The 21,959-nt window shown below is 69.2% G+C and carries 22 protein-coding genes and 5 tRNA genes; 11 read left to right on the top strand and 16 right to left on the bottom strand.

All coding sequences use genetic code 11. The features are described from left to right. Positions 1-37: 37 nt before the first annotated feature. The 4 genes from ACIQ7Q_RS29110 to leuC all read right to left on the bottom strand — a co-directional run bounded on the left by ACIQ7Q_RS29110 (position 38) and on the right by leuC (position 3,184). Entirely contained in the window at positions 38-685 is a 648-nt protein-coding gene (locus ACIQ7Q_RS29110; RefSeq protein ID WP_403868388.1) for an HU family DNA-binding protein, read from the bottom strand. Positions 686-828: 143 nt separating this feature from the next. Next, the gene (locus ACIQ7Q_RS29105; protein ID WP_403868385.1) at positions 829-1,056 is read right to left on the bottom strand and encodes a hypothetical protein; all 228 of its coding nucleotides are present in this window, start codon (positions 1,054-1,056) and stop codon (positions 829-831) included. A gap of 104 nt (positions 1,057-1,160) precedes the next feature. Next, positions 1,161-1,754, bottom strand: coding sequence for a 3-isopropylmalate dehydratase small subunit (gene leuD / locus ACIQ7Q_RS29100; protein ID WP_403868382.1), 594 nt, complete (start codon positions 1,752-1,754; stop codon positions 1,161-1,163). A gap of 5 nt (positions 1,755-1,759) precedes the next feature. Continuing rightward, positions 1,760-3,184, bottom strand: coding sequence for a 3-isopropylmalate dehydratase large subunit (gene leuC / locus ACIQ7Q_RS29095; protein WP_403868379.1), 1,425 nt, complete (start codon positions 3,182-3,184; stop codon positions 1,760-1,762). 144 nt (positions 3,185-3,328) lie between these two features. Here leuC and ndgR point away from each other — a divergent pair, with 144 nt between their 5' ends. Then, the gene (ndgR, locus tag ACIQ7Q_RS29090) at positions 3,329-4,045 is read left to right on the top strand and encodes an IclR family transcriptional regulator NdgR (RefSeq protein ID WP_058942291.1); all 717 of its coding nucleotides are present in this window, start codon (positions 3,329-3,331) and stop codon (positions 4,043-4,045) included. A gap of 125 nt (positions 4,046-4,170) precedes the next feature. Continuing rightward, the gene (locus ACIQ7Q_RS29085) at positions 4,171-4,419 is read left to right on the top strand and encodes an SCO4226 family nickel-binding protein (RefSeq protein ID WP_403868376.1); all 249 of its coding nucleotides are present in this window, start codon (positions 4,171-4,173) and stop codon (positions 4,417-4,419) included. Between the two features lie 76 nt (positions 4,420-4,495). On the opposite strand, the gene ACIQ7Q_RS29080 is transcribed toward ACIQ7Q_RS29085, so the two are convergent. Then, entirely contained in the window at positions 4,496-4,975 is a 480-nt protein-coding gene (locus tag ACIQ7Q_RS29080; RefSeq protein ID WP_403868374.1) for a DUF4188 domain-containing protein, read from the bottom strand. 79 nt (positions 4,976-5,054) lie between these two features. On the opposite strand from ACIQ7Q_RS29080, the gene ACIQ7Q_RS29075 reads away from it, so the two are divergent. Next, a complete protein-coding gene (locus ACIQ7Q_RS29075) occupies positions 5,055-5,699 on the top strand; it encodes a MerR family transcriptional regulator (RefSeq protein ID WP_403868371.1) in 645 nt (214 codons plus the stop codon). Between the two features lie 57 nt (positions 5,700-5,756). On the opposite strand, the gene ACIQ7Q_RS29070 is transcribed toward ACIQ7Q_RS29075, so the two are convergent. The 9 genes from ACIQ7Q_RS29070 to ACIQ7Q_RS29030 form a co-directional block, all read right to left on the bottom strand. Further along, a tRNA-Glu gene (locus tag ACIQ7Q_RS29070) sits at positions 5,757-5,829 on the bottom strand. 17 nt (positions 5,830-5,846) lie between these two features. Continuing rightward, positions 5,847-5,918: transfer RNA gene (locus tag ACIQ7Q_RS29065), tRNA-Gln, on the bottom strand. A gap of 16 nt (positions 5,919-5,934) precedes the next feature. Further along, positions 5,935-6,007: transfer RNA gene (locus tag ACIQ7Q_RS29060), tRNA-Glu, on the bottom strand. 61 nt (positions 6,008-6,068) lie between these two features. Beyond that, positions 6,069-6,141: transfer RNA gene (locus ACIQ7Q_RS29055), tRNA-Glu, on the bottom strand. A 21-nt stretch (positions 6,142-6,162) separates the two neighbouring features. Then, positions 6,163-6,234, bottom strand: a tRNA-Gln gene (locus ACIQ7Q_RS29050). A 90-nt stretch (positions 6,235-6,324) separates the two neighbouring features. Next, positions 6,325-7,044, bottom strand: coding sequence for an HAD family hydrolase (locus ACIQ7Q_RS29045; protein WP_403868368.1), 720 nt, complete (start codon positions 7,042-7,044; stop codon positions 6,325-6,327). Positions 7,045-7,054: 10 nt separating this feature from the next. After that, the gene (gene gltX, locus ACIQ7Q_RS29040; RefSeq protein WP_403868365.1) at positions 7,055-8,530 is read right to left on the bottom strand and encodes a glutamate--tRNA ligase; all 1,476 of its coding nucleotides are present in this window, start codon (positions 8,528-8,530) and stop codon (positions 7,055-7,057) included. After that, positions 8,523-9,296, bottom strand: coding sequence for a fumarylacetoacetate hydrolase family protein (locus ACIQ7Q_RS29035; RefSeq protein ID WP_403868362.1), 774 nt, complete (start codon positions 9,294-9,296; stop codon positions 8,523-8,525). Before ACIQ7Q_RS29035 ends, gltX begins: the two co-directional genes overlap by 8 nt. A 291-nt stretch (positions 9,297-9,587) precedes the next feature. After that, complete coding sequence (locus ACIQ7Q_RS29030) at positions 9,588-9,761, bottom strand: hypothetical protein (protein WP_403868359.1); 174 nt, start codon at positions 9,759-9,761, stop codon at positions 9,588-9,590. A 578-nt stretch (positions 9,762-10,339) separates the two neighbouring features. Between ACIQ7Q_RS29030 and ACIQ7Q_RS29025 the strand changes: the two genes are divergently transcribed. The 8 genes from ACIQ7Q_RS29025 (at position 10,340) to ACIQ7Q_RS28990 (ending at position 20,919) form a co-directional block, all read left to right on the top strand. Continuing rightward, positions 10,340-14,053 (top strand): nitrate- and nitrite sensing domain-containing protein, encoded by a 3,714-nt coding sequence (locus ACIQ7Q_RS29025; protein ID WP_403868356.1) that lies wholly within the window; start codon positions 10,340-10,342, stop codon positions 14,051-14,053. Between the two features lie 9 nt (positions 14,054-14,062). Further along, positions 14,063-14,476: a roadblock/LC7 domain-containing protein gene (locus ACIQ7Q_RS29020; protein WP_005311457.1), complete on the top strand. Its 414-nt coding sequence runs from the start codon at positions 14,063-14,065 to the stop codon at positions 14,474-14,476. A 136-nt stretch (positions 14,477-14,612) separates the two neighbouring features. Beyond that, the gene (locus ACIQ7Q_RS29015) at positions 14,613-15,017 is read left to right on the top strand and encodes a DUF742 domain-containing protein (RefSeq protein WP_356637980.1); all 405 of its coding nucleotides are present in this window, start codon (positions 14,613-14,615) and stop codon (positions 15,015-15,017) included. Then, on the top strand, positions 14,998-15,579 hold the full coding sequence (locus ACIQ7Q_RS29010; protein ID WP_403868353.1) for a GTP-binding protein: 582 nt from the start codon (positions 14,998-15,000) through the stop codon (positions 15,577-15,579). Before ACIQ7Q_RS29015 ends, ACIQ7Q_RS29010 begins: the two co-directional genes overlap by 20 nt. Before the next feature lie 351 nt (positions 15,580-15,930). Next, positions 15,931-19,218: a nitrate- and nitrite sensing domain-containing protein gene (locus ACIQ7Q_RS29005; RefSeq protein WP_403868350.1), complete on the top strand. Its 3,288-nt coding sequence runs from the start codon at positions 15,931-15,933 to the stop codon at positions 19,216-19,218. A 10-nt stretch (positions 19,219-19,228) separates the two neighbouring features. After that, complete coding sequence (locus ACIQ7Q_RS29000; RefSeq protein WP_006127847.1) at positions 19,229-19,642, top strand: roadblock/LC7 domain-containing protein; 414 nt, start codon at positions 19,229-19,231, stop codon at positions 19,640-19,642. A 130-nt stretch (positions 19,643-19,772) separates the two neighbouring features. Then, entirely contained in the window at positions 19,773-20,357 is a 585-nt protein-coding gene (locus tag ACIQ7Q_RS28995; protein WP_403868347.1) for a DUF742 domain-containing protein, read from the top strand. Beyond that, complete coding sequence (locus ACIQ7Q_RS28990; protein ID WP_050791473.1) at positions 20,338-20,919, top strand: ATP/GTP-binding protein; 582 nt, start codon at positions 20,338-20,340, stop codon at positions 20,917-20,919. The genes ACIQ7Q_RS28995 and ACIQ7Q_RS28990 overlap by 20 nt, the downstream gene beginning before the upstream one ends. 548 nt (positions 20,920-21,467) lie before the next feature. Here the strand turns inward: ACIQ7Q_RS28990 and ACIQ7Q_RS28985 are convergent. Both ACIQ7Q_RS28985 and ACIQ7Q_RS28980 read right to left on the bottom strand, forming a co-directional pair. Beyond that, positions 21,468-21,680, bottom strand: coding sequence for an acyl-CoA carboxylase subunit epsilon (locus ACIQ7Q_RS28985; RefSeq protein ID WP_403868344.1), 213 nt, complete (start codon positions 21,678-21,680; stop codon positions 21,468-21,470). A gap of 24 nt (positions 21,681-21,704) precedes the next feature. Further along, positions 21,705-21,959 (bottom strand): carboxyl transferase domain-containing protein (locus ACIQ7Q_RS28980; RefSeq protein WP_403868341.1); only part of this gene is annotated, 255 nt, incomplete at its 5' end.

Here is a 21,959-nt window from a genome sequence, read left to right as displayed (position 1 = left end):
AGTGCCGCTTACTTCTTGGGGCGTCGCGCCCCCAGTACTACTTCTTCCTCGCGGTCGCTTTCTTGGCGGTCGTCTTGCGCGCCGAGGTCTTCTTGGCGGGCGCCTTCTTGGCCGTCGCCTTCTTGGCCGGGGCGGTCTTCTTCGCCGTGGCCTTCTTGGCGGTGGTCTTCGCCGGGGTCGCCTTCTTCGCGGCCGCGGTGGTCTTCTTGGCGGTCGTCTTCTTCGCCGTCGCCTTCTTCGCGGCCGCGGTGGTCTTCTTGGCGGCCGTCTTCTTCGCCGTCGTCTTCTTGGCGGCGGTCCGCTTCGCGGCGGCCTTCTTGGCCGCGGACTTCGCGATGGTGGGCGCCTGGCCGGAAAGACTGCCCTTGGGCGCCTTCTTGACGGCGACCTCACCTCCCTTGGGGAGCTTCTTCGAGCCGCTGACCAGGTCCTTGAAGCCCTGCCCGGCGCGGAATCGCGGCACGGACGTCTTCTTGACCCGGACACGCTCGCCCGTCTGCGGGTTACGGGCGTAGCGGGCGGGGCGGTCGACCTTCTCGAACGAGCCGAAGCCGGTGACCGAGACCCGGTCTCCGGCGACCGTTGCGCGGACGATCGCGTCAAGTACGGCGTCGACGGCTTCAGCGGCCTGCTGACGCCCGCCGAGCTTGTCGGCAATCGCTTCTACGAGCTGCGCCTTGTTCACGTCTTCCCCTTCGGAGACATTTGGCCGGAACGATTGCGTCCAGGCTTTTTCGCACGTTAGGCAGATATATACCGCAAATCAAACACGAAACGGGCTAATCACCCTAGTGCCGCAACGAAGTGGACCTCGGCTGCGTTCTGAGGTCAGTCACCTTCAGGGAATCGGCCCTCGTCGAGGTCCTTCATCAACCGGTCCAGACGCCTTGCGGCGTCCGGGAGATCGTGCTTCGCCGCTGCCGTGACGACCAGCAGCTTCCGGGACAGCGCCATCCTTACGCCCTCCGGGACTTGCAGTGTGCGCACTCTTGTGTGCGCTTCCTTCAATCGGGCCGCGACCGCCTCGTAGAGCTCGAGTTGGCTGTCACGTTCCATGCACCGATTGTGCCATCTGGGGCGAGTTGTCGCCCGACAGGGCCTCAACAAGCGACTGCGCCCCCCACCGGAAGGTGGGGGGCGCAGTTCGGGAAAAGCGCTGCTCAGGCCTCAATGGTGCGGGGCTTGAAGGACGGGCGGGTCGCTTCGTAGGCCGCGATGTCCGCTTCGTTCTGAAGGGTGAGGCTGATGTCGTCCAGACCGTTGAGCAGACGCCAGCGGGCGTTCTCGTCGAGGTCGAAGTCCGCGGTGATTCCCGGGGCGAGGACCTGTCGCTTTTCGAGGTCGACGGTGATCGGAGCCGTCGGGTCGGTTTCGGTCAGCTCCCACAGGGCGTCGACGACGGACTGCTCGAGCACGACCGTCAGCAGGCCGTTCTTGAGGGAGTTGCCGCGGAAGATGTCGGCAAACCGGGACGAGATGACGGCCTTGAAACCGTAGTTCTGCAGAGCCCATACGGCGTGCTCGCGCGAGGAGCCGGTACCGAAGTCCGGACCCGCGACGAGCACCGTGGCGCCCTTGCGCTCGGGGCGGTTGAGGACGAACTCGGAGTCCTTGCGCCAGGCCTCGAACAGCCCGTCCTCGAACCCGTCGCGGGTGACCTTCTTCAGCCAGTGCGCCGGGATGATCTGGTCGGTGTCGACGTTGCTGCGGCGCAGCGGAACGGCCCGGCCGGTGTGCGTGGTGAAAGCTTCCATGGTGTTCAGACTCCGGCGGGCGCAGGGGTTTCGGACAGGTCCGCGGGCGAGGCCAGGTGGCCCAGCACCGCGGTGGCGGCGGCGACCTGGGGCGAGACGAGGTGCGTACGGCCGCCCTTGCCCTGCCTGCCCTCGAAGTTGCGGTTCGAGGTGGACGCGGAACGCTCCCCGGGAGCCAGTTGGTCGGGGTTCATGCCGAGACACATCGAACAGCCCGCGTGCCGCCATTCGGCGCCGGCCTCCTTGAAGACCTTGTCCAGGCCCTCGTCCACGGCCTGCAGAGCGACCCGCACCGAGCCGGGCACGACCAGCATCCTTACGCCGTCGGCGACTTTGCGGCCGTCCAGGATGGAGGCGGCGTTGCGCAGGTCCTCGATGCGGCCGTTGGTGCAGGAGCCTACGAAGACGGTGTCGACCTTGATGTCGCGCAGCGGCTGTCCGGCGGTCAACCCCATGTACTTCAGGGCGTTTTCGGCGGCCAGGCGCTCCGAAGCGTCCTCGTACGAAGCCGGGTCGGGGACGTCGGCCGACAGCGGCGCGCCCTGACCGGGGTTGGTGCCCCAGGTGACGAACGGGGCGAGTCCGGCGGCGTCGATGAAGACCTCGGCGTCGAAGACCGCGTCGTCGTCGGTGCGCAGCGTCTGCCAGTACTCGACCGCCGCGTCCCACTCGGCGCCCTTGGGGGCGTGGTCGCGACCCTGCAGGTAGTCGAAGGTGGTCCGGTCCGGGGCGATCATGCCCGCGCGGGCGCCGGCCTCGATCGACATGTTGCAGATGGTCATCCGGGCTTCCATCGACAGTTTCTCGATGGCGGAGCCGCGGTACTCGAGGACGTAGCCCTGGCCGCCGCCGGTGCCGATCTTCGCGATGATCGCGAGGATCAGGTCCTTGGCGGTGACGTCCTCGGGCAGTTCGCCGTCGACTGTGATGGCCATGGTCTTGGGGCGGGCCATGGGCAGCGTCTGGGTGGCCAGCACGTGCTCCACCTGCGAGGTGCCGATGCCGAAGGCCAGCGCGCCGAAGGCGCCGTGGGTGGAGGTGTGCGAGTCGCCGCAGACCACGGTGGTGCCGGGCTGGGTCAGACCCAGCTGGGGGCCCACGACGTGGACGACGCCCTGTTCGACGTCGCCCAGCGGGTGCAGCCGCACGCCGAACTCCGCGCAGTTCTTGCGCAGGGTCTCCAGCTGTGCACGGGAGACAGGGTCGGCGATGGGCTTGTCGATGTCGAGGGTCGGGGTGTTGTGGTCCTCGGTCGCGATGGTGAGGTCGAGGCGCCGGACCTGGCGGCCGCTGAGCCGCAGACCGTCGAAGGCCTGGGGGCTGGTCACCTCGTGCAGCAGATGCAGATCGATGAAGAGGAGATCGGGCTCGCCCTCGGCGCGCCGGACGACATGGTCGTCCCAGACCTTCTCCGCGAGTGTCCTACCCATCGCTTTCCCTCCGGCCGGCTGTGCTGCCGACACATCTAGAGATCTTGTGCAGTGCCCGTTGGTCCGCGGGCCGCACCTACAGCGTGGCAAGTTCCGGAGAAAATTGAACTTGCGTTTCACAGAGTGAGACGCGAGTATCGTTGCATGGACAACTCTAGCGGCGTCGGCGTTCTCGACAAGGCGGCCCTCGTCTTGAGCGCCCTGGAGTCCGGTCCGGCCACCCTCGCGGGGCTGGTCGCGGCCACTGGACTCGCACGACCTACGGCACATCGCCTCGCCGTGGCACTGGAACACCACCGTATGGTGGCGCGGGACATGCAAGGCCGGTTCATCCTCGGCCCGCGACTGGCGGAGCTCGCCGCCGCGGCGGGCGAGGACCGGTTGCTGGCCACGGCCGGCCCCGTGCTCACGCATCTGCGCGACGTGACCGGCGAGAGCGCGCAGCTCTACCGCCGGCAGGGAGACATGCGCATCTGTGTGGCGGCGGCAGAGCGGCTGTCCGGACTTCGGGACACCGTGCCGGTCGGCTCCACGCTCACCATGAAGGCCGGCTCCTCGGCCCAGATCCTGATGGCCTGGGAGGAGCCGGAGCGCTTGCACCGCGGCCTCCAGGGGGCGCGCTTCACGGCGACGGCCCTGTCCGGCGTACGGCGCCGGGGCTGGGCCCAGTCGATCGGTGAGCGCGAGCCGGGCGTGGCCTCGGTCTCGGCCCCCGTACGTGGCCCCTCCAACCGCGTGGTCGCGGCCGTCTCGGTCTCCGGACCGATCGAGCGCCTGACCCGCCACCCGGGCCGTATGCACGCACAGGCGGTCATCGACGCCGCCGGACGCCTCAGCGAGGCCCTGCGGCGCAGCGGCTGATCCGTCGCCCTCCACGTCCACATCCGGCCGGCCCCTTCAACGCCGCAGGGGCCGGCCGGAGGTGTCCCCGCCCGGCGGCCGGGTGCAGCATGGAAGTACCTGCAAGCGACGGAGGTGCAGCAGCGATGACCGAGTTCATGGACGTACACCGTGGAATGAAGGGCATTACGAGCGAGCAGCTGATGGAAGCGCACCGCGCGGATGCGGCGATCGAGAGCGAGGAAGGCGTGCACTTCAAGCAGGCGTGGGCGGACCCGGACACGGGCACCGTCTACTGCCTCTCCGAAGCACCCTCCGCGGACGCCGTGCAGCGCATCCACGAGCGCTCGGGCCACCCTGCGGACGAGATCCACCCGGTACCGCTGACCGTCTGAGCCTCTTCCGCCCCGGCCTCCGCCGCCTCCGGCCGGCGGGGGCCTCGTCGCGTCCGCTCGGACCGGAGCCGGCGCGTCAGACCCGGAGCCGGTCCTGCGCCTGGACACCGCGGCGCAGCGAGGCCGTGCCGTAGGCCCTGCCGAGGCCGTAGGGCGGCATGTCGCCGTAGAACGCCTCGTACGACCCGTCGGGCACGACATACGTCTCGTGCCAGATGCCCACGTGGAGCTTGCTCTTACGGGCCAGCCGGTTGACCCGGCCCCACCACGGACGGTGCTTTCTGTCGGGAGCGGCCGCGTAGGCGAGCAGCTTCTCCTTCGACTCCCAGTACTGGACGACGTAGAAAGTCCGCGGTGAGCCGGTCAGCACGATGTGGTGAAGGAGCCCCAGCGAGCGGTCGGCGCTCAGCTCCCTCAGCATCATCGGCATCGCGAAGACCACCGGCAGCCAACGGTGCACCGCCCACAGGTGGTTGATCCGGACGCCGATGAGAAAGACGACGACATCGCCCGATGCCGCGGCCGTGGTGCGGCCGGGCAGTGTCCTGCTGCGCATGATGCCCCCCCAAGACGTTTTGGATAGTGGCACTACCCATGATTGGATAGTCGCACTCTCCAATGAAGGGTGCAAGGGGATGCGGCTCTCGGAACTGAGCGAACTGAGCGGGGTCTCCACCGCCACGATCAAGTACTACTTGCGCGAGCGGCTGCTGCCGCCGGGCCGGCGCGTCACCGCCACCCAGTCCGAGTACGACGAGAACCATCTGCGCCGGCTGCGCCTCGTGCGGGCCATGATCCAGGTCGGCGGGATCCCCGTGGCCACCGCCCGCGAGGTACTCGCCCACGTCGACGACGACTCGCTCGGGCTCACCATGCGACTGGGAGCGGCCACGTGGGCACTGCCCCAACTGCCGGAGACCCCCGCCGACGATCCGGCCGCGTCGGACGCCAAGCGCGAAGTGGAACGACTGCTGACGGAGCTGGGGTGGGACAGCGCCCGCGAGATCGGCGAACTCTCCCCCGTCTACCGGTCACTCGTGACGTCGATCGCGACGCTGAACCGGCTCGGCTATGTCGTCCCCATACCCGAACTCCTGCTGTACGCACGCCAGATGGAACAGATCGCGGTGTACGAGATGGACCAGCTGGAGGAGCTTCCGGAGGGCACCGCGCAGGTGGAGACGGCAGTGGCGTCGCAGGTGCTGTACGAGCCGCTGCTGCTCAGCCTGCGTCGCCTCGCCCTCGAGGTGGAGACCGCGCGCCGGTACGGCATCGAGTAGCGGTCCCGGAACGCCGAAGGGGCCTCCCGATTGCTCGGAAGGCCCCTTCGGACTCTGTACCCCCGACCGGATTCGAACCGGCGCTACCGCCTTGAGAGGGCGGCGTGCTAGGCCGCTACACAACGGGGGCATGCATCCTGCGACGCGCTGGGCTACCAGGACTCGAACCTAGACTAAATGAACCAGAATCACTCGTGCTGCCAATTACACCATAGCCCATGGTGGTTTAGACCAGTACCCCCGACCGGATTCGAACCGGCGCTACCGCCTTGAGAGGGCGGCGTGCTAGGCCGCTACACAACGGGGGCCCTAGCGATCCTGCATCGACGTCAGCGGGTGCGACCCTGATGACCTCGCGGGAAGGATCTGTACCCCCGACCGGATTCGAACCGGCGCTACTGCCTTGAGAGGGCAGCGTGCTAGGCCGCTACACAACGGGGGCTTTGCAGATAAGCTCTGCGAGCTGGCCTACCAGGACTCGAACCTAGACTAACTGAACCAGAATCAGTCGTGCTGCCAATTACACCATAGGCCACCAAAACTCAACCCCCGACAGGGGGTCTTGTTCGGTCTGCGCTTCCGGCTCCCGGGCTTTCGGCCCGCTCTCCTTGGCGCAGGAAGAACATTACCCGAAGGTGGACGGCGCTCCAAAACGGGTATCGGAGCCCAGCAGCGCAGGAAGCTCGTCGAGACCGGTGATCCGGATCAGCTCCGGGCGCCCTCCGAGCCCTTGGCGATCGAGCCAGATGCCGCGGAGGCCGGCCTCGACGGCGCCGCGAGCGTCGATGTCGGGCTGGTCGCCCACGTAGGCCACTTCGTAAGGAGCCAGTTCCAGGGCCTCGCAGGCCGCCAGGAACGCGCCGGCCTCGGGCTTGGAGATACCCAGCTCGACGGCGCACACGACGGCCTCGAAACGGTCCCGCACACCAAGCCTGCGCAGCTTGCGGTCCTGGTTGCGGATGCTCGAGTTCGACAGGATCCCGTGACGATAGTCATGGGCGAGCAGGTCCAGAACGGGCACGGTGTCGGGGAAGAGCGACCAGGCGGCCTCGTAGTGGGTGACATGCCGGCCGTACCAGTCGTCGGCCTCGTCGTCGGGCAGCGGCGCCCCGAGGAACTCCCGGACCCGGTCGCGCCGCTGCCCCTGGAAGTCGGTCAGCCCGTCGGCGAACCGGGCCCAGTGGACGTCCGTGATCGTCCGCCACGCGACGAGGGCCTGCTCGACGGTGTCGTAGCCGTCGGGCAGGCCCTCGTTCTCGAGATGCTTGCTCATGCCGATACGGTCGGCGCTCGCGTAGTCGAAGATCGTGTCGTCGATGTCCCAGAGGACCGCGCGAATCGGCATGCCGCCGAGCTTAGGCCGCCAACTTCGCCAGCGCCGCGTCGATGCGGGAAAGCGTCTTCTCCTTGCCCAGGATCTCCAGCGACTCGAAGAGCGGCAGGCCCACCGTGCGGCCCGTGACCGCGACGCGGACCGGGGCCTGGGCCTTGCCCAGCTTGAGGCCGTGCTCCTCGCCGGCGGCCAGGACGGCCTCCTTGAGGGACTCGGGGCTGGTCCAGTCCGCGGCCTCGAGCTTGGCGCGGACGGTGGTGAGCAGGGCCACCGGGTCGCCCTTCATCGCCTTGTTCCACGACACCTCGTCCTGGACGGGCTCGTCCAGGAAGAGGAAGTCGACGTTGGCGGTGATGTCGGAGAGGACCGTCAGCCGGGTCTGGGCGTGCGGGGCGATGGCCTCCCACGCGGCCTGGTCGAACTTCTCCGGCGCCCAGTTGGCGTGCGGGGCCTTCAGCCAGGGCTCGCAGGCCGCCGTGAACACCTTCACGTCGAGCATGCGGATGTGGTCCGCGTTGATCGACTCGGCCTTCTTCAGATCGAAGCGGGCCGGATTGGCATTGACGTCCGCGAGATCGAACTTCGCCACCATCTCGGGGATGGTGAAGATGTCCTGGTCGGCGGAGAAGGACCAGCCGAGCAGCGAGAGGTAGTTGAGCAGCCCCTCGGGCAGGAAGCCACGCTCCCTGTAGAGGTTGAGGGAGGCCTGCGGGTCGCGCTTGGAGAGCTTCTTGTTGCCCTCGCCCATGACGTACGGGAGGTGGCCGAAGGAGGGGGTCCCCTTGGCGATACCGAGCTCGATCAGCGCCTTGTAGAGCGCGATCTGGCGCGGAGTGGAGGAGAGCAGGTCCTCCCCGCGCAGGACGTGCGTGATCTCCATCAGCGCGTCGTCGACGGGGTTGACGAGTGTGTACAGCGGGGCGCCGTTGGCGCGCACGATGCCGTAGTCCGGGACGTTGTCCGGGGTGAAGGTCAGCTCACCGCGTACGAGGTCGGTGAAGGTGATCGGCTCCTCGGGCATCTTGAAGCGGACGATCGACTCACGGCCCTCCGCGTCGTACGCGGCCTTCTGCTCGGCGGTCAGCGTGCGGCACTTGCCGTCGTAACCGGAGGGCTTGCCGGCGGCGCGGGCGGCGTCGCGGCGGGCCTCGAGCTCGAGGGCCGTGCAGTAGCAGTGGTAGGCGTGGCCGGCGGCGAGCAGCTTCTCGGCGACGTCCTTGTAGATGTCCATCCGCTGGGACTGCCGGTAGGGACCGTGCGGGCCGCCCACTTCCGGGCCCTCGTCCCAGTCGAGGCCGAGCCAGCGCATCGAGTCGAGCAGCTGGTTGTACGACTCCTCGGAGTCGCGGGCCGCGTCGGTGTCCTCGATACGGAAGACCATGGTGCCGCCGTTGTGCCGGGCGTAGGCCCAGTTGAACAGGGCGGTGCGGACCAGCCCCACATGGGGGTTGCCGGTCGGGGACGGACAGAAACGTACGCGGACGTTCGCGTTAGCCACGCTTGATCACCTTGTTGGTGAGAGTGCCGATGCCTTCGATGGTGACGGCGACCTCGTCGCCGACGTTGAGCGGGCCGACCCCCGCGGGGGTGCCCGTGAGGACGACGTCGCCCGGGAGCAGCGTCATGGCCTCGGTGATGTGCACGATCAGGTCCTCGACGGAGCGGACCATCTCGCTGGTACGACCCAGCTGGCGCTGTTCGCCGTTGACCGTGCACTGGATCGTCACGTCGGCCGGGTCGAGGTCGGTCTCCACCCAGGGGCCGAGCGGGCAGGACGTGTCGAAGCCCTTGGCCCGGGCCCACTGCTTCTCGCGCTTCTGCGCGTCACGTGCGGTGACGTCGTTGGCGCAGGTGTAGCCGAAGATGACGTCCTTGACGCGTTCGCGCGGGACCTCGCGGCACATGCGGCCGATGACGACGGCGAGCTCGGCCTCGTGGTGCAGTTCGTTCGAGAACGACGGGTACTCGATGGCGTCGCCGGAGCCGATCACCGAAGTGGTGGGCTTGAAGAAGGCGACGGGTACGTCGGGGACCTCGTTGCCGAGCTCCGCCGCGTGCTCCGCGTAGTTGCGGCCGATGGCCACGACCTTGTTCGGGAGCACGGGCGGCAGCAGGCGGACCTTGCTCAGCGGGACCTTGGTGCCGGAGAGCTCGAAGTCGGCGTACGGAATGCCCTTGATGATGTCGAGGAGGAGGCCGTCGGGCCCTTCCTCGACCGCGCCGAAGGCGACATTGCCGTCGATGGAGAACCTGGCGATGCGCACGGGATGCTGTCGCCCCTCACTACTTGATCGCTGGCCGGAGACTGACGCTCCAGGCTAACGCGGCCGAGGGGCACCCTTCGTGCGCATTGACATCGGGTCGACCGGTCCGCACTCATGACCGCGCGTACCACCGGGCCGCCCGGTCGGTGAGTGAGCCGACGGGGTGCGCGAGGGTCGAAGGGGAGAACGCGCGGAGGTCCAGAGGAACGAGGGATCGAGCACGATCGACCGTCGACGCTCGCACATCGTCCGTCGACGCCCGCACACAGCTCCCCGAAGGTGAGCCGAGCCTCAAGAAGAAGCAGGCGCGTCCATGAGGACCGTGCGACGGGGGTTGGCCGTCTGGGTGGGAAGATCGAGCGAGTGCTCCGGCTGCTCCGGCATCTGCAGGTCGTCCGCGTCCTTGAGGTGGGCGAGGGTGGTGCGCCGGGGGTTGGCTATGTTGCGGAACATCGTCGTCTTCATGTGTGGTGTCTGACCTTGTCGCTGTGCGGGCGCTCCGGGGAGCGCGGTTGACGGACTACCCATCCTTGTAAAGCGTCAGGCTAAACATCGAATTCCCACCGAGAGACAGGAAGACTCAACGATCAGCGTGTGAGTTTGCTCACGAGATGAGCGACTATTCCGGCAATTCGGACCCTGGACCACAGAACCAGAAGTGGACATTAGGCCACGGAAGGCCTCATTCCGCTCCTGATCATCGCGACTGGGACACCCCCCACCCCTAAGTGACTCGTGACGTAACGTCCGGTTTGACCGAGAACCGCTTCTACGACTTGTGACGCAACGCTTACACCGTGTCATCAAGGTCACAGGCCGGTACGTGGCCCTTGTTGGAGATCCGGCACTGTGCTGGAATTCCACGAACCGCCGCGGGTTTCAGGCCGGCGCGCAAGGGCGCAACGCAGCGCCGAGTTGCGGCGGAGAAGGGGGAGCAGCGCCGGTCACTCACGACCACCATGGGGCGCGATCGATGCCCCACGACGCCGACACCGTCCCGCCGTGCAAGCGGAGGGACGCCTGGTCCAGAGGTTGCGACGCTAGTGCAGGGACGTTTCAAGAGGGATGGCTCGGGTTCTCCCCCGGCCCGCCAGGGCCGCGGGGAAACTGCGGCGGAACAGGAGCCGCGCGGCGGGATCGACCGCGGCTCCTCGACCCAGCACACCCACAACCAGGGACCGGCGACGCCGGGTGACGGCGGTGAGCGCTTGCGTCACGGCGGCAAGGCGTCCGGCGCGAAGTCGTCCGGCGCCAGGACGGCCGGCGCGAAGACTCCTCCGGGCGACGCGGCGAGTGTTCCGCCGAAGCCCAAAGGCGCCACCGACACCGGGTCGCGAATAGCGCTGCGCAACTGGCGCATCAGCACTCGCCTGGTGTCCCTGCTCACCCTGCCGGTCGTCGCGGCGACCACACTGGGCGGACTCCGCATCAACGAGTCCATGGACGACATGAAGCAGCTGGACCACATGCAGCTGCTCACCAAGATGACGACGGAAGCGACCGAGCTGGCGCACGCGCTCCAGCAGGAGCGGGACCTGTCCGCCGGCCCGCTGGCCAACGGCGCCGCCGACACCGACTTCAAGGTCTCCGGTCCCCGCACCCAGACCGACCGCGCCAAGAAGGCCTTCCTCGAGGCCACCCGCTCGATCCCGAACAACGACGAGGACCGCGCCCTGGAGAGCATCCGGGGCAACGCGAACCAGATCGCCGTCCAGGTCAACAACCTGAGCAACATCCGGGACTCGGCGTACGACCAGAAGGTCCCGAACTCCCAGACGGTCGAGAGCTACAGCCGTCTGATCGAGTCGCTGCTGAGCCTCTCCCAGGACATGGCGCAGGCGACCAGCAACCCGGAGATGATCAAGCGGACCCGCGCCCTGGCGGCCTTCTCCTCCGCCAAGGAGTACGCGTCCATTCAGCGCGCCATCATCGCCGCGGCCCTGCCCGGCGGTGCCGACGCCAAGACTCCCGGCCTCACCGAGAACGACCGTCTCTACGGCCAGGCGGCGCTCGAGAACGGCGAGTCCGAGCTCAACAGCTTCCGGTCGATCTACGAATCCACCGGCGGTGACGCCGAGGAACTGACGGCCACGCTCAACAACGAGAACCCGACGATCACGGCCGCCGAGCAGTACGCGAAGCGCGTGCTGGAGAACAAGGACGGCCTCAAGCAGCTGAAGCCGACCCGGTCCCACCTCGACTGGACCGACGACTACTCGGTCCGCATCAACGCGATGAAGACCATCGAGCAGACGCTGCTCGGCCAGATGGAGGGCGAGGCCCGCGAGCTGCGCGAGGCCTCCCAGCGCGACGCGATCATCAACGGTGCCCTGATCCTCATCGTGCTCGGTGTGTCCCTCGTCGGTGCATTCGTCGTGGCCCGCTCCATGATCCGCTCGCTGCGCCGGCTGCAGGACACCGCGACGAAGGTCGCCCAGGACCGTCTGCCCGAGCTCGTCAAGCAGCTCTCCGAGTCCGACCCGCAGGACGTCGACACCTCCGTCGAGTCCGTCGGTGTCCACTCGCGCGACGAGATCGGCAAGGTGGCCGCGGCCTTCGACGACGTGCACCGCGAGGCAGTCCGCCTCGCCGCCGAGCAGGCCCTGCTGCGGGGCAACGTCAACGCGATGTTCACCAACCTCTCGCGCCGGAGCCAGGGTCTTATCCAGCGCCAGCTCTCGCTCATCTCCGAGCTGGAGTCCCGCGAGGCCGACCCGGACCAGCTGTCCTCGCTCTTCAAGCTCGACCACCTCGCGACCCGTATGCGCCGTAATGGCGAGAACCTCCTCGTCCTCGCGGGCGAGGAGCCCGGTCGCCGCTGGACCCGCCCGGTCCCGCTGGTCGACGTGCTGCGCGCCGCCGCCTCCGAGGTGGAGCAGTACGAGCGCATCGAGCTCGCCTCCGTCCCGGCGACCGAGGTCGCGGGCCGCGTCGTCAACGACCTCGTGCACCTGCTCGCAGAGCTGCTGGAGAACGCGACCTCGTTCTCCTCGCCGCAGACCAAGGTCCGCGTCACCGGTCACGCGCTGCCCGACGGACGGGTCCTGGTCGAGATCCACGACACCGGCATCGGCCTCTCCCCCGAGGACCTCGCCGCGATCAACGAGCGGCTGGCGTCTCCGCCCACCGTGGACGTCTCTGTCTCCCGCCGTATGGGTCTGTTCGTGGTCGGCCGTCTGTCCCTGCGACACGGCATCCGTATCCAGCTGCGTCCCTCCGACTCCGGTGGTACGACGGCGCTCGTCATGCTGCCCGTCGACGTCGCCCACGGCGGCAAGAAGGCTCCTTCCAAGCCCGGTGCGAGCGGCCAGGGTGCCGTTCCCGCGGGCCCCGGCGGCGCTCCGGCCGGTCTCGCCGGGCGTCCCGGCGGCCGTCCGGGCCTGGGCGGCGGAAAGGGCGGCCCGCTCGGCGGCGCCCCCTCCCCCACGGCCTCCGGCATGGGCGCTCCCGCCGGTGGGCGGCCAGGCGCTGGTGCGCCGCGCGGTCAGGTCGGTGCCGCTTCGGCGCCGCGAGCCGCGCTGCCCGGCCGCGACGGCTCGGGGCATCCCGCCCAGGGCCAGCAGAGCCAGGGGCAGTACGCCCAGAACCCGCAGGCCCAGGGCCGGCACGCCCAGAGCGGTGCGGCGCCGGACGCCTCGCGTCAGGGCGGCGCTTACGGCGCCCCCGGCCGCGGCGCGCACAGCGCTCCGCCCCGCAACGAGGCTCCCCAGAACGGTTTTCCGAAGGCTGCGCCCGGCGCTGCCGACCGCGGCCGGCAGTTGCCGGCTCCCGGTGGCCCGCGCGCGGAGCTGCCGGGCGGCGCCCCCGCGCCCAGGCGTGACGAGCCGGTTCCGCCGCGTCCGCAGCGCCCGCAGACCACCAGCTGGGGCAGCGAGCAGCCGCCGCAGCGTCCCTCCGCGGACGTGCCGCGCGGACACGAGGACCACAACCCCACTCGTGGTCCGGGTTCGACGGCCGAGTTCGCACGGCCGGACTTCAACGCCGGTCCTCCGCAGGTCGAGCGCCCGGCGGGCCCGTCCGCGACCGGCCAGTTCGTGCGGCCCGACGTGTACGGGGCGTCCAACGCTTCCCACGCGGCCAACCCGTCCGGCAACAACGGCCAGTACGGCCGGCCGACTGCTCAGGACCCCGCGTCCACCGCGCAGTTCGCCCGCCCCGAGCTCGGCGCGCCGCAGCAGCCCCCGCCGCGCCGGCGTGACGAGTCCGGTTTCGCGCCCCCGCGTCCGCAGGCCGGCCTGCCCGCGCCGCAGCAGCCGGAGGCGCTGCCGCCGGCCTCCGGACCCGGCGACGGCCGCACCCCGCTGTACGACACCCTGGAGACCAACTGGTTCCATGGTGCACAGGGCGGTGGCCAGTCCACCGACCAGCCGCAGGCGCCGGCGGAGCGCTCCGCTCAGCCGATGCCGCAGCGTTCCCCCGCGCCGAGCCCGGCGACCCCGGGCAACGCGCACCAAGCGAGCGGTGCCTGGCGCTCCTCGCCCAACGACGAGTTGGTGCGTCAGGCCGAGCGGGTCAGGAAGCCCGCGGCCGGCGGCGTCACCACCTCCGGTCTGCCCCGTCGTGTCCCGCGCGCCAACCTGGTGCCGGGTACCGCGCAGGAGCAGAGCCACCAGGCCGGTCCGCAGGTTTCGCGCGCGCCCGACGACGTGCGCGGCCGACTGACCAATCTCCGCCGAGGTATCCAGCAAGGCCGTCAGCAGAACAGCTCGACGACCGGAAGCTTCAACCTCGGCCCCTCTCACCAGCAGGAGCGATAGTTGAGTCCGATGAGCCAGGCGGCGCAGAATCTGAACTGGTTGATCACCAACTTCGTGGACAACACCCCAGGGGTGTCGCACACGGTGGTGGTCTCCGCCGACGGTCTTCTGCTGGCGATGTCCGAAGGTTTCCCGCGCGACCGCGCCGATCAGCTGGCGGCCGTGGCCTCCGGTCTGACCTCGCTGACCGCGGGAGCGTCCCGGATCTTCGAAGGCGGTCCGGTCAGCCAGACGGTCGTGGAGATGGAACGCGGTTTCCTGTTCCTGATGTCCGTCTCCGACGGCTCCTCGCTGGCCGTGCTCGCGCACCCGGACTGCGACATCGGCCTCGTGGGTTACGAGATGGCGCTCCTGGTCGACCGTGCGGGCAGCGTCCTGACCCCGGATCTGCGCGCCGAACTCCAGGGAAGCCTTCTGCACTGAGACTCCGCCCTGAGCCGAACCCCACGCCCCGGCTCGAGTCCCGCCACCGCACCGTCACCAGCACGGCCGCCAAAGGCCCCCCACCGGCCCCATCAGACGGCACAGCCGACCACTTGCTGTCACGCCCGGAGGATTCATGACCCCGCCCCCCGCCTCTCACGATCCGTACGGCGCCTCAGTCGACGCCTACGGGGACGAGGGCGACCAGCCGCTGGTGCGGCCGTACGCCATGACCGGCGGACGGACGCGCCCGCGGTACCAGCTCGCCATAGAGGCGCTGGTGAGCACCACGGCCGATCCGGCACTGCTCGCCGGCCTGCTCCCCGAGCACCAGCGGATCTGCCACCTGTGCCGGGAGGTCAAGTCGGTCGCCGAGGTGTCGGCGCTGCTGTCGATGCCGCTGGGTGTCGCGCGGATTCTTGTCGCGGACCTGGCGGAGGCCGGCATGGTGGCGATTCACCAGCCGGGCAACGGAGAGGCCGGCGGCACGCCGGATGTGACACTGCTCGAAAGGGTGCTCAGTGGACTTCGCAAGCTCTAGCGGCGGTGCTGCACGATCGACCACCAGCGCGAAGATCGTGGTGGCGGGCGGCTTCGGCGTGGGCAAGACCACGTTCGTCGGCGCCGTCTCGGAGATCAACCCGCTGCGTACCGAAGCCGTCATGACCTCCGCGTCCGCGGGCATCGACGACCTCACGCACACCGGCGGCAAGACCACCACCACCGTCGCCATGGACTTCGGCCGCATCACCCTCGACCAGGACCTGATCCTCTACCTCTTCGGCACCCCCGGACAGGACCGCTTCTGGTTCATGTGGGACGACCTCGTCCGCGGCGCCATCGGCGCCGTCGTCCTCGTCGACACCCGCCGACTCGCCGACTGCTTCCCCGCCGTCGACTACTTCGAGAACTCCGGCCTCCCCTTCGTCATCGCCCTCAACGGCTTCGAGGGACACCAGCCCTACAACCCCGAAGAAGTCCGCGAAGCACTCCAGATCGGCCCCGACACACCCATCATCACCACCGACGCACGCCACCGCGCCGACGCCAAGAGCGCCCTCATCACCCTCGTCGAACACGCCCTCATGGCGCGCCTTAAGTAGAACCCTCAAGTAGACGGTGCAATACGGCAGTTGTCGTAGTTGCCGCCGGGGGCGAGCTGTGTCTTTTGACACGGCCCGCCCCCATGTTCATAACATTTCGACAGAGAATTCCAGCACAGCGGACACCCGGTGCACACGGGCGGTGCCGCTGCGCTCACATGTGCACCGCTATTTGCCGTAGCTCGTTCTTTATGCCCGTTTTATACGAGGCGTGCGGCACCCGGAATCACCGATTCCGACTGTTTGGAATGGGGCCGTCGACGTGCTGGAATTCGTCGAACTGCCGAGTAGTACGGCTCTGAACGAAACACGGCACAGCGTAGGTGCCGACGCCGAGAGGTTGTTGGTCGAGTGAGGCGAAGCATGACGAGCTCCGCAGAGCAGCAGGCGCGGGGCAACTTCACCCCGCCGTCGCGCACAGCGGCGTCGCCTGCGGATGCGTCGGGAGCTTCCGGCCCTTCCCCGGCCGGCGGCGGATCAGGCAGTGGCACCGGCGGCAGCTCCAGCCGGCTGTCCCCGCGCAACTGGCGGGTGCCCACCCGCCTGAACGCGATTCTCCTCATACCCGTGCTCGTCGGTCTGGTGATGGGCGGGTTCCAGGTCAAGCAGTCGATCGACACCTGGAGCGAGGCGCAGGACGCGGAGAAGACGGCGCTGATCGTGCGCGCCGCCTCCGAGTACGGACAGGCACTGCTCAACGAGCGTGACCTCACCGCACAGCCCCTTCTCCTGGCGACGAGCGAGGACGCCCGCAAGGCGGCCGTCGTCACCGAGGCGTACGAGACGACGGACGCGGCCAAGGCCAAGTTCGACGAGGCCGTCAAGGAGATGCCCGACGGGCAGGGCCTGGATCGCCGCCTCACCCTCTTCCGGCAGGAGGAGCCGGGGCTCGCGAAGCTGCGCGAGCTCTCCTACACCAAGGCGCTCGACCCGGTGAAGACCGAAGAGGGCTACGTCAAGATCCAGCACGTGCTGATGGAGTTCTCCAACGAGCTCGGCCTCGGCACCGGCAACGTCACCAGCTACGGCCGTACCGTGTACGCCGTCCAGCTCGCCAAGGCCGCCGCCTCGCTGCAGCGCTCGATCGGTATGCACCTCCTGGTGCGGCCGAGCAAGGACCCGAGCGTCCTCGCCCAGCAGAAGGTCGCCTTCAACTCGTACAACTACCTCGAGCAGATCGCGATCGGCGAGTACGTCTCCGGCGGTACGGAGGCCGACACCGCGCGGCTCAAGGAAGTCATGGCCGGCAAGGCCGCCGAGGGCGGCAAGCGGCTCGCTGCCGCGGGCCTGAACCCGCCCAAGGGCCCGGACGGCTCCGTCTTCACCGGCATGGCCGCCGCGATCGGCTCCAACGCGACCCCCGAGAAGCTGCGCGGGCAGGACGTCACGCCCCAGACGTGGATGGGTGCCTCGACCGCCAAGTTCGACGGTTACACCGAGATCGAGAAGGACCTCGTCGACCGAGCCGTGCAAGAGGCCTCGGCGATCTCCGACGACGCCAAGTCCGACGCCATCATCAACGGCCTCATCGTCGTCATCGCCCTGCTGACGGCCTTCATCCTGGCCGGCCTCATGGCGCGCCAGATGAGCCGCTCGATGCGCCAGCTGCGCACCGCCGCCTTCGGTATCGCCGAGCAGCGTCTGCCGATGCTCGTCGACCAGCTGTCCCGCACCGAGCCCGGCCGGGTCGACACCCGTGTCCAGCCGATCCCGATCGACACCCAGGACGAGATCGGCGAGGTCGCCCGCGCCTTCGACCAGGTCCACCGTGAGGCCGTCCGGCTCGCCGCCGAGCAGGCCATGCTCCGCGGCAACGTCAACGCGATCTTCACCAACCTGTCGCGCCGCAACCAGTCGCTGATCGAGGGCCAGCTGACCCTCATCACCGACCTGGAGAACAACGAGGCCGACCCGGACCAGTTGGAGAACCTCTTCCGCCTGGACCACCTGGCGACCCGTATGCGCCGCAACGGCGAGAACCTCCTCGTCCTCGCCGGCGAGGAGCCCGGCCGCCGCTGGAACCAGCCGGTGCCGCTCGTCGACGTGCTGCGCGCCGCCTCGTCCGAGGTGGAGTCCTACGAACGCATCGAGCTCACCGGTGTCCCGGAGACGGAGATCCACGGCCAGGCCGTGACCGACCTCGTGCACCTGCTGGCCGAGCTCCTGGAGAACGCCACCACGTTCTCCTCCCCGCAGACCAAGGTCCGCGTCACCGCGACCCGGCTGCCCGACGGCCGCGTGATGGTCGAGATCCACGACAAGGGCATCGGCCTCACCGCCGAGGACTTCGCGGACATCAACCACAAGCTGGCCAACCCGCCGACCGTGGACGCCGCCGTCTCCCAGCGCATGGGCCTCTTCGTGGTCGGCCGCCTCGCCGACCGGCACGGCATCCGCGTCCAGCTGCGCCCCTCCGGAGAGCAGGCCGGCACCACCTCGCTGGTCATGCTCCCCGACGCCATCACCCACGGTGGCGGTGGCGAGGCGCTGCCCGAGGACGACTTCACGGTCTCGCAGATCATCCCGGAGCAGCGCGCCTTCGAGCAGCCCGCCTTCGAGTCCGCCCCGATGCGGACCGCGGCGGAACTCGGCTTCGACGACTCCCGCTACGAGCAGCCCTCCGACGGCTCCACAGCCCAGCTGGACCCCGTGGGCCGCTCCCTGATGCGCGAGGAGCGCCGTGCGGCCCTGGAGGCCCAGGCACAGGGCGGCGAGCGGCCCCTGTACCGCGACGAGGTGTCGTACGGGCAGGAGCAGGAGCAGCAGCAGGAGTACGGCTCCGAGTACGGCCAGGAGTACGCCGCGCAGGGCTACGCGCAGGATCAGCAGCCGGCGTACGACGAGTACCAGGGCAGCTACCAGGAGGGCTTCCAGGCGAACGGGGGCTACCCCGAGCACCAGGACCAGTACCAGGACGCATATGCGGAAGCCACATACCAGGCCCCGCAGAGCTCCGAGCAGCAGTACGACGGCCAGTACGACGCCCAGTCCCACCAGGCGGAGTGGGCCGATCAGAACGGTCACCAGAGCGCGTACGAGCGGGACTACCGGCCCGAAGCGGAATCTTCGCAGGGCGCTCCCGCGAATGCTCCGGAGCGCGTAGGCTTCGATCGTCCGGGACCGTCTCCCTCTTCGAGCAGCAGCCACGCGCTGACCGATGCCGGGCTTCCCCGGCGCGGCAGCAGCCAGCAGCCGCCGGCGCAGCAGCAGACGCAGGCGCAGGAGCAGTGGCAGCGGCCCGCCGAACAGGCTCCGTCCGCCCAGCAGAGCGGACAGGCCACGGACGGCGGCCCGGGCAGCACGGGCGGCGCCAACGGCTTCGGTGGCGGCTCCGACTCCGACCCCGACGGATGGCGTTCGACGAACGACCAGCGCTGGCAGCGGGCGGAGAAGCTCCGCGACCCGAAGGCCGGCGGGGTCACCTCGTCAGGTCTCCCCCGCAGGGTTCCCAAGGCCAACCTGATCGAAGGCACGGCCGAGCAGACCCCGCAGGGCGGCCCACAGGTCTCCCGCGCCCCTGAGGACGTGCGTGGCAGGTTGAGCAACCTGCGGCGCGGCGTCCAGCAGGGACGCAGCGCGGGAACGGACACGAACGGACCGGGCCTCGGCCCGGGCAGTACCTACAACCAGGAGCGTTAGTGTGAGCCCGATGAGCCAGGCGGCGCAGAATCTGAACTGGTTGATCACCAACTTCGTGGACAACACCCCAGGGGTGTCCCACACCGTGGTGGTCTCCGCCGACGGACTCCTGCTGGCGATGTCCGAAGGTTTCCCGCGCGACCGCGCCGATCAGCTGGCGGCCGTGGCCTCCGGTCTGACCTCGCTGACCGCGGGAGCGTCCCGGATCTTCGAAGGCGGTGCCGTCAACCAGACGGTCGTGGAGATGGAGCGCGGCTTCCTCTTCATCATGTCCATCTCCGACGGCTCCTCGCTGGCCGTCCTGGCCCACCCCGACGCCGACATCGGCCTCGTGGGCTACGAGATGGCGCTCTTGGTCGACCGTGCGGGCAGCGTCCTCACCCCCGACCTGCGTGCGGAGCTCCAGGGAAGCCTGCTCAACTGAGCGCTCAATTGAGTTATTGGCTTCTTGACCATTAGACAGACAGTGCGTTTCACGCCACCGCACCGTTAAGGTGCGGTGGCGCGGGCTCCACAGGGACAGGAACCGGCGACAGGCAGTCGGAGGAGGAAACGTGGCAACACCCCCAGGCGGACGCCCTTTCGAGGGCGGCCATCAACCGCCGCACGGTGAGCACGCAGACAACCGGTTCAACTTTCCTTCGACGCCGGGAAGACAGGGCGCGCAGCAGCCCTACCAGCAGCCGCAGTCGTCGTACGACCCCTCGTACGGGCAGCCGTACCAGCCCCGGGCCCAGCCCGTGGCCCCGCGGCGCTCCCCGGAGCCCACGACCGCGTCGTCGTCCGGCTCCGGCACGCACAACCCGCTGGTGCGGCCGTACGCCATGACCGGCGGACGGACGCGCCCGCGGTACCAGCTCGCCATCGAGGCGCTGGTCAGTACGACGGCCGATCCGTCCAGGCTGCAAGGGCAATTGCCCGAGCACCAGCGGATCTGCCGGCTGTGCATCGAGATCAAGTCGGTCGCCGAGATCTCCGCACTCCTCACCATCCCCCTCGGCGTTGCCCGGATCCTCGTCGCCGACCTGGCGGAGGCCGGACTCGTCGCCATCCATCAGCCCGGCGGCGACGAGTCCGCCGGCGGCCAGCCAGCCGTGACACTGCTCGAAAGGGTGCTCAGTGGACTTCGCAAGCTCTAGCGGCGGTGCTGCCCGCTCAACCACCAGCGCGAAGATCGTGGTGGCGGGCGGCTTCGGCGTGGGCAAGACCACGTTCGTCGGCGCCGTCTCGGAGATCAACCCGCTGCGTACCGAAGCCGTCATGACCTCCGCGTCCGCGGGCATCGACGACCTCACCCACACCGGCGACAAGACCACCACCACCGTCGCCATGGACTTCGGCCGCATCACCCTCGACCAGGACCTGATCCTCTACCTCTTCGGCACCCCCGGACAGGACCGCTTCTGGTTCATGTGGGACGACCTCGTCCGCGGCGCCATCGGCGCCGTCGTCCTCGTCGACACCCGCCGACTCGCCGACTGCTTCCCCGCCGTCGACTACTTCGAGAACTCCGGCCTCCCCTTCGTCATCGCCCTCAACGGCTTCGACGGACACCAGCCCTACAACCCCGAAGAAGTCCGCGAAGCACTCCAGATCGGCCCCGACACACCCATCATCACCACCGACGCACGCCACCGCGCCGACGCCAAGAGCGCCCTCATCACCCTCGTCGAACACGCCCTCATGGCGCGCCTGCGGTAGCGCGTGCGCGGGCGGGTCCCTGTGCCCTGTGCTCTGTGAAACGGTCCCCGAGGCTCCTGTGGAGCCTCGGGGACCGTTTCGTGTGGGCGGGGGGGCAGTCTGCGGACCGGCGGGTTCGCGGGGGCGGGCGGGGCCGCGGGGGCCGGGCGGGGCCGCTGCGCGGGGCTGTTCCCCACCCCACCCCGCCCCTTCCCGACACCGGGCTCCGCCCGGACCCGGCCCCGCGCTCCGCGCGGTGTCCTCGAACTCCCCCTGCGGCCCGGCAGCCGTGGGAGGTGCCCCGGACGGGCGCCGACGATTGAGGCGCCGCGCTCGGAGCCGAGCCCCGACAAGACCGGCCACATCCAGCCCCGCCGCCCATTGCAGCGCCGCGCTCGGAGCCGGGCCCCGACAAGACCGGCCACATCCAGCCCCGCCGGCGATTGAGGCGCGAGGTTCAGGGCGGCGCCCCGCGAGGGCGCCACGACGCCAGGCGTGCGGGGAGGACATGGCGCACACAGGACTGCCCCGCACACCAAGTGGTGTGCGGGGCAGTCCAGGTCAGGGCGTCAGCCCTGCCAGCTGTGGGAGGGGCGGAAGCCGCGCTGGCGTTCCAGGCGCCGCCAGCCGGCCGATGTGCGGCCGCGGTGCGGCGGGGCGGCGGCGTCGGGCTGGGCGGAGGCGCGGGCCAGCAGGACCGCGGTTATGGCCGCCAGCTCCTCGGGGTCGGCATTGCCCTTCTCGACGCGGAGAAGAGAGGACGAGTCACTCGGAGTGCTCATGGGTGGGCTCCAGTCGTCGCAGGGTTACTGCGGGGGGTTGCCGTGTTTGCGGGACGGCAGGTCGGCGTGCTTGGTGCGCAGCATCGCGAGGGAGGCGATGAGGACCTCGCGGGTTTCGGCCGGGTCGATGACGTCGTCGACGAGGCCGCGTTCTGCGGCGTAGTAGGGGTGCATGAGTTCGGCTTTGTACTCCTTGACCATGCGCGTGCGCATCGCCTCGGGGTCCTCGGCGTCGGCGATCTGGCGGCGGAAGATGACGTTCGCCGCGCCTTCGGCGCC

This window comes from Streptomyces sp. NPDC096176, from assembly GCF_044763255.1.
GTDB lineage: Bacteria > Actinomycetota > Actinomycetes > Streptomycetales > Streptomycetaceae > Streptomyces.
The sequence above is the reverse complement of the archived record's forward strand: the minus strand, read 5'-3'. Positions and strand labels throughout refer to the sequence as shown.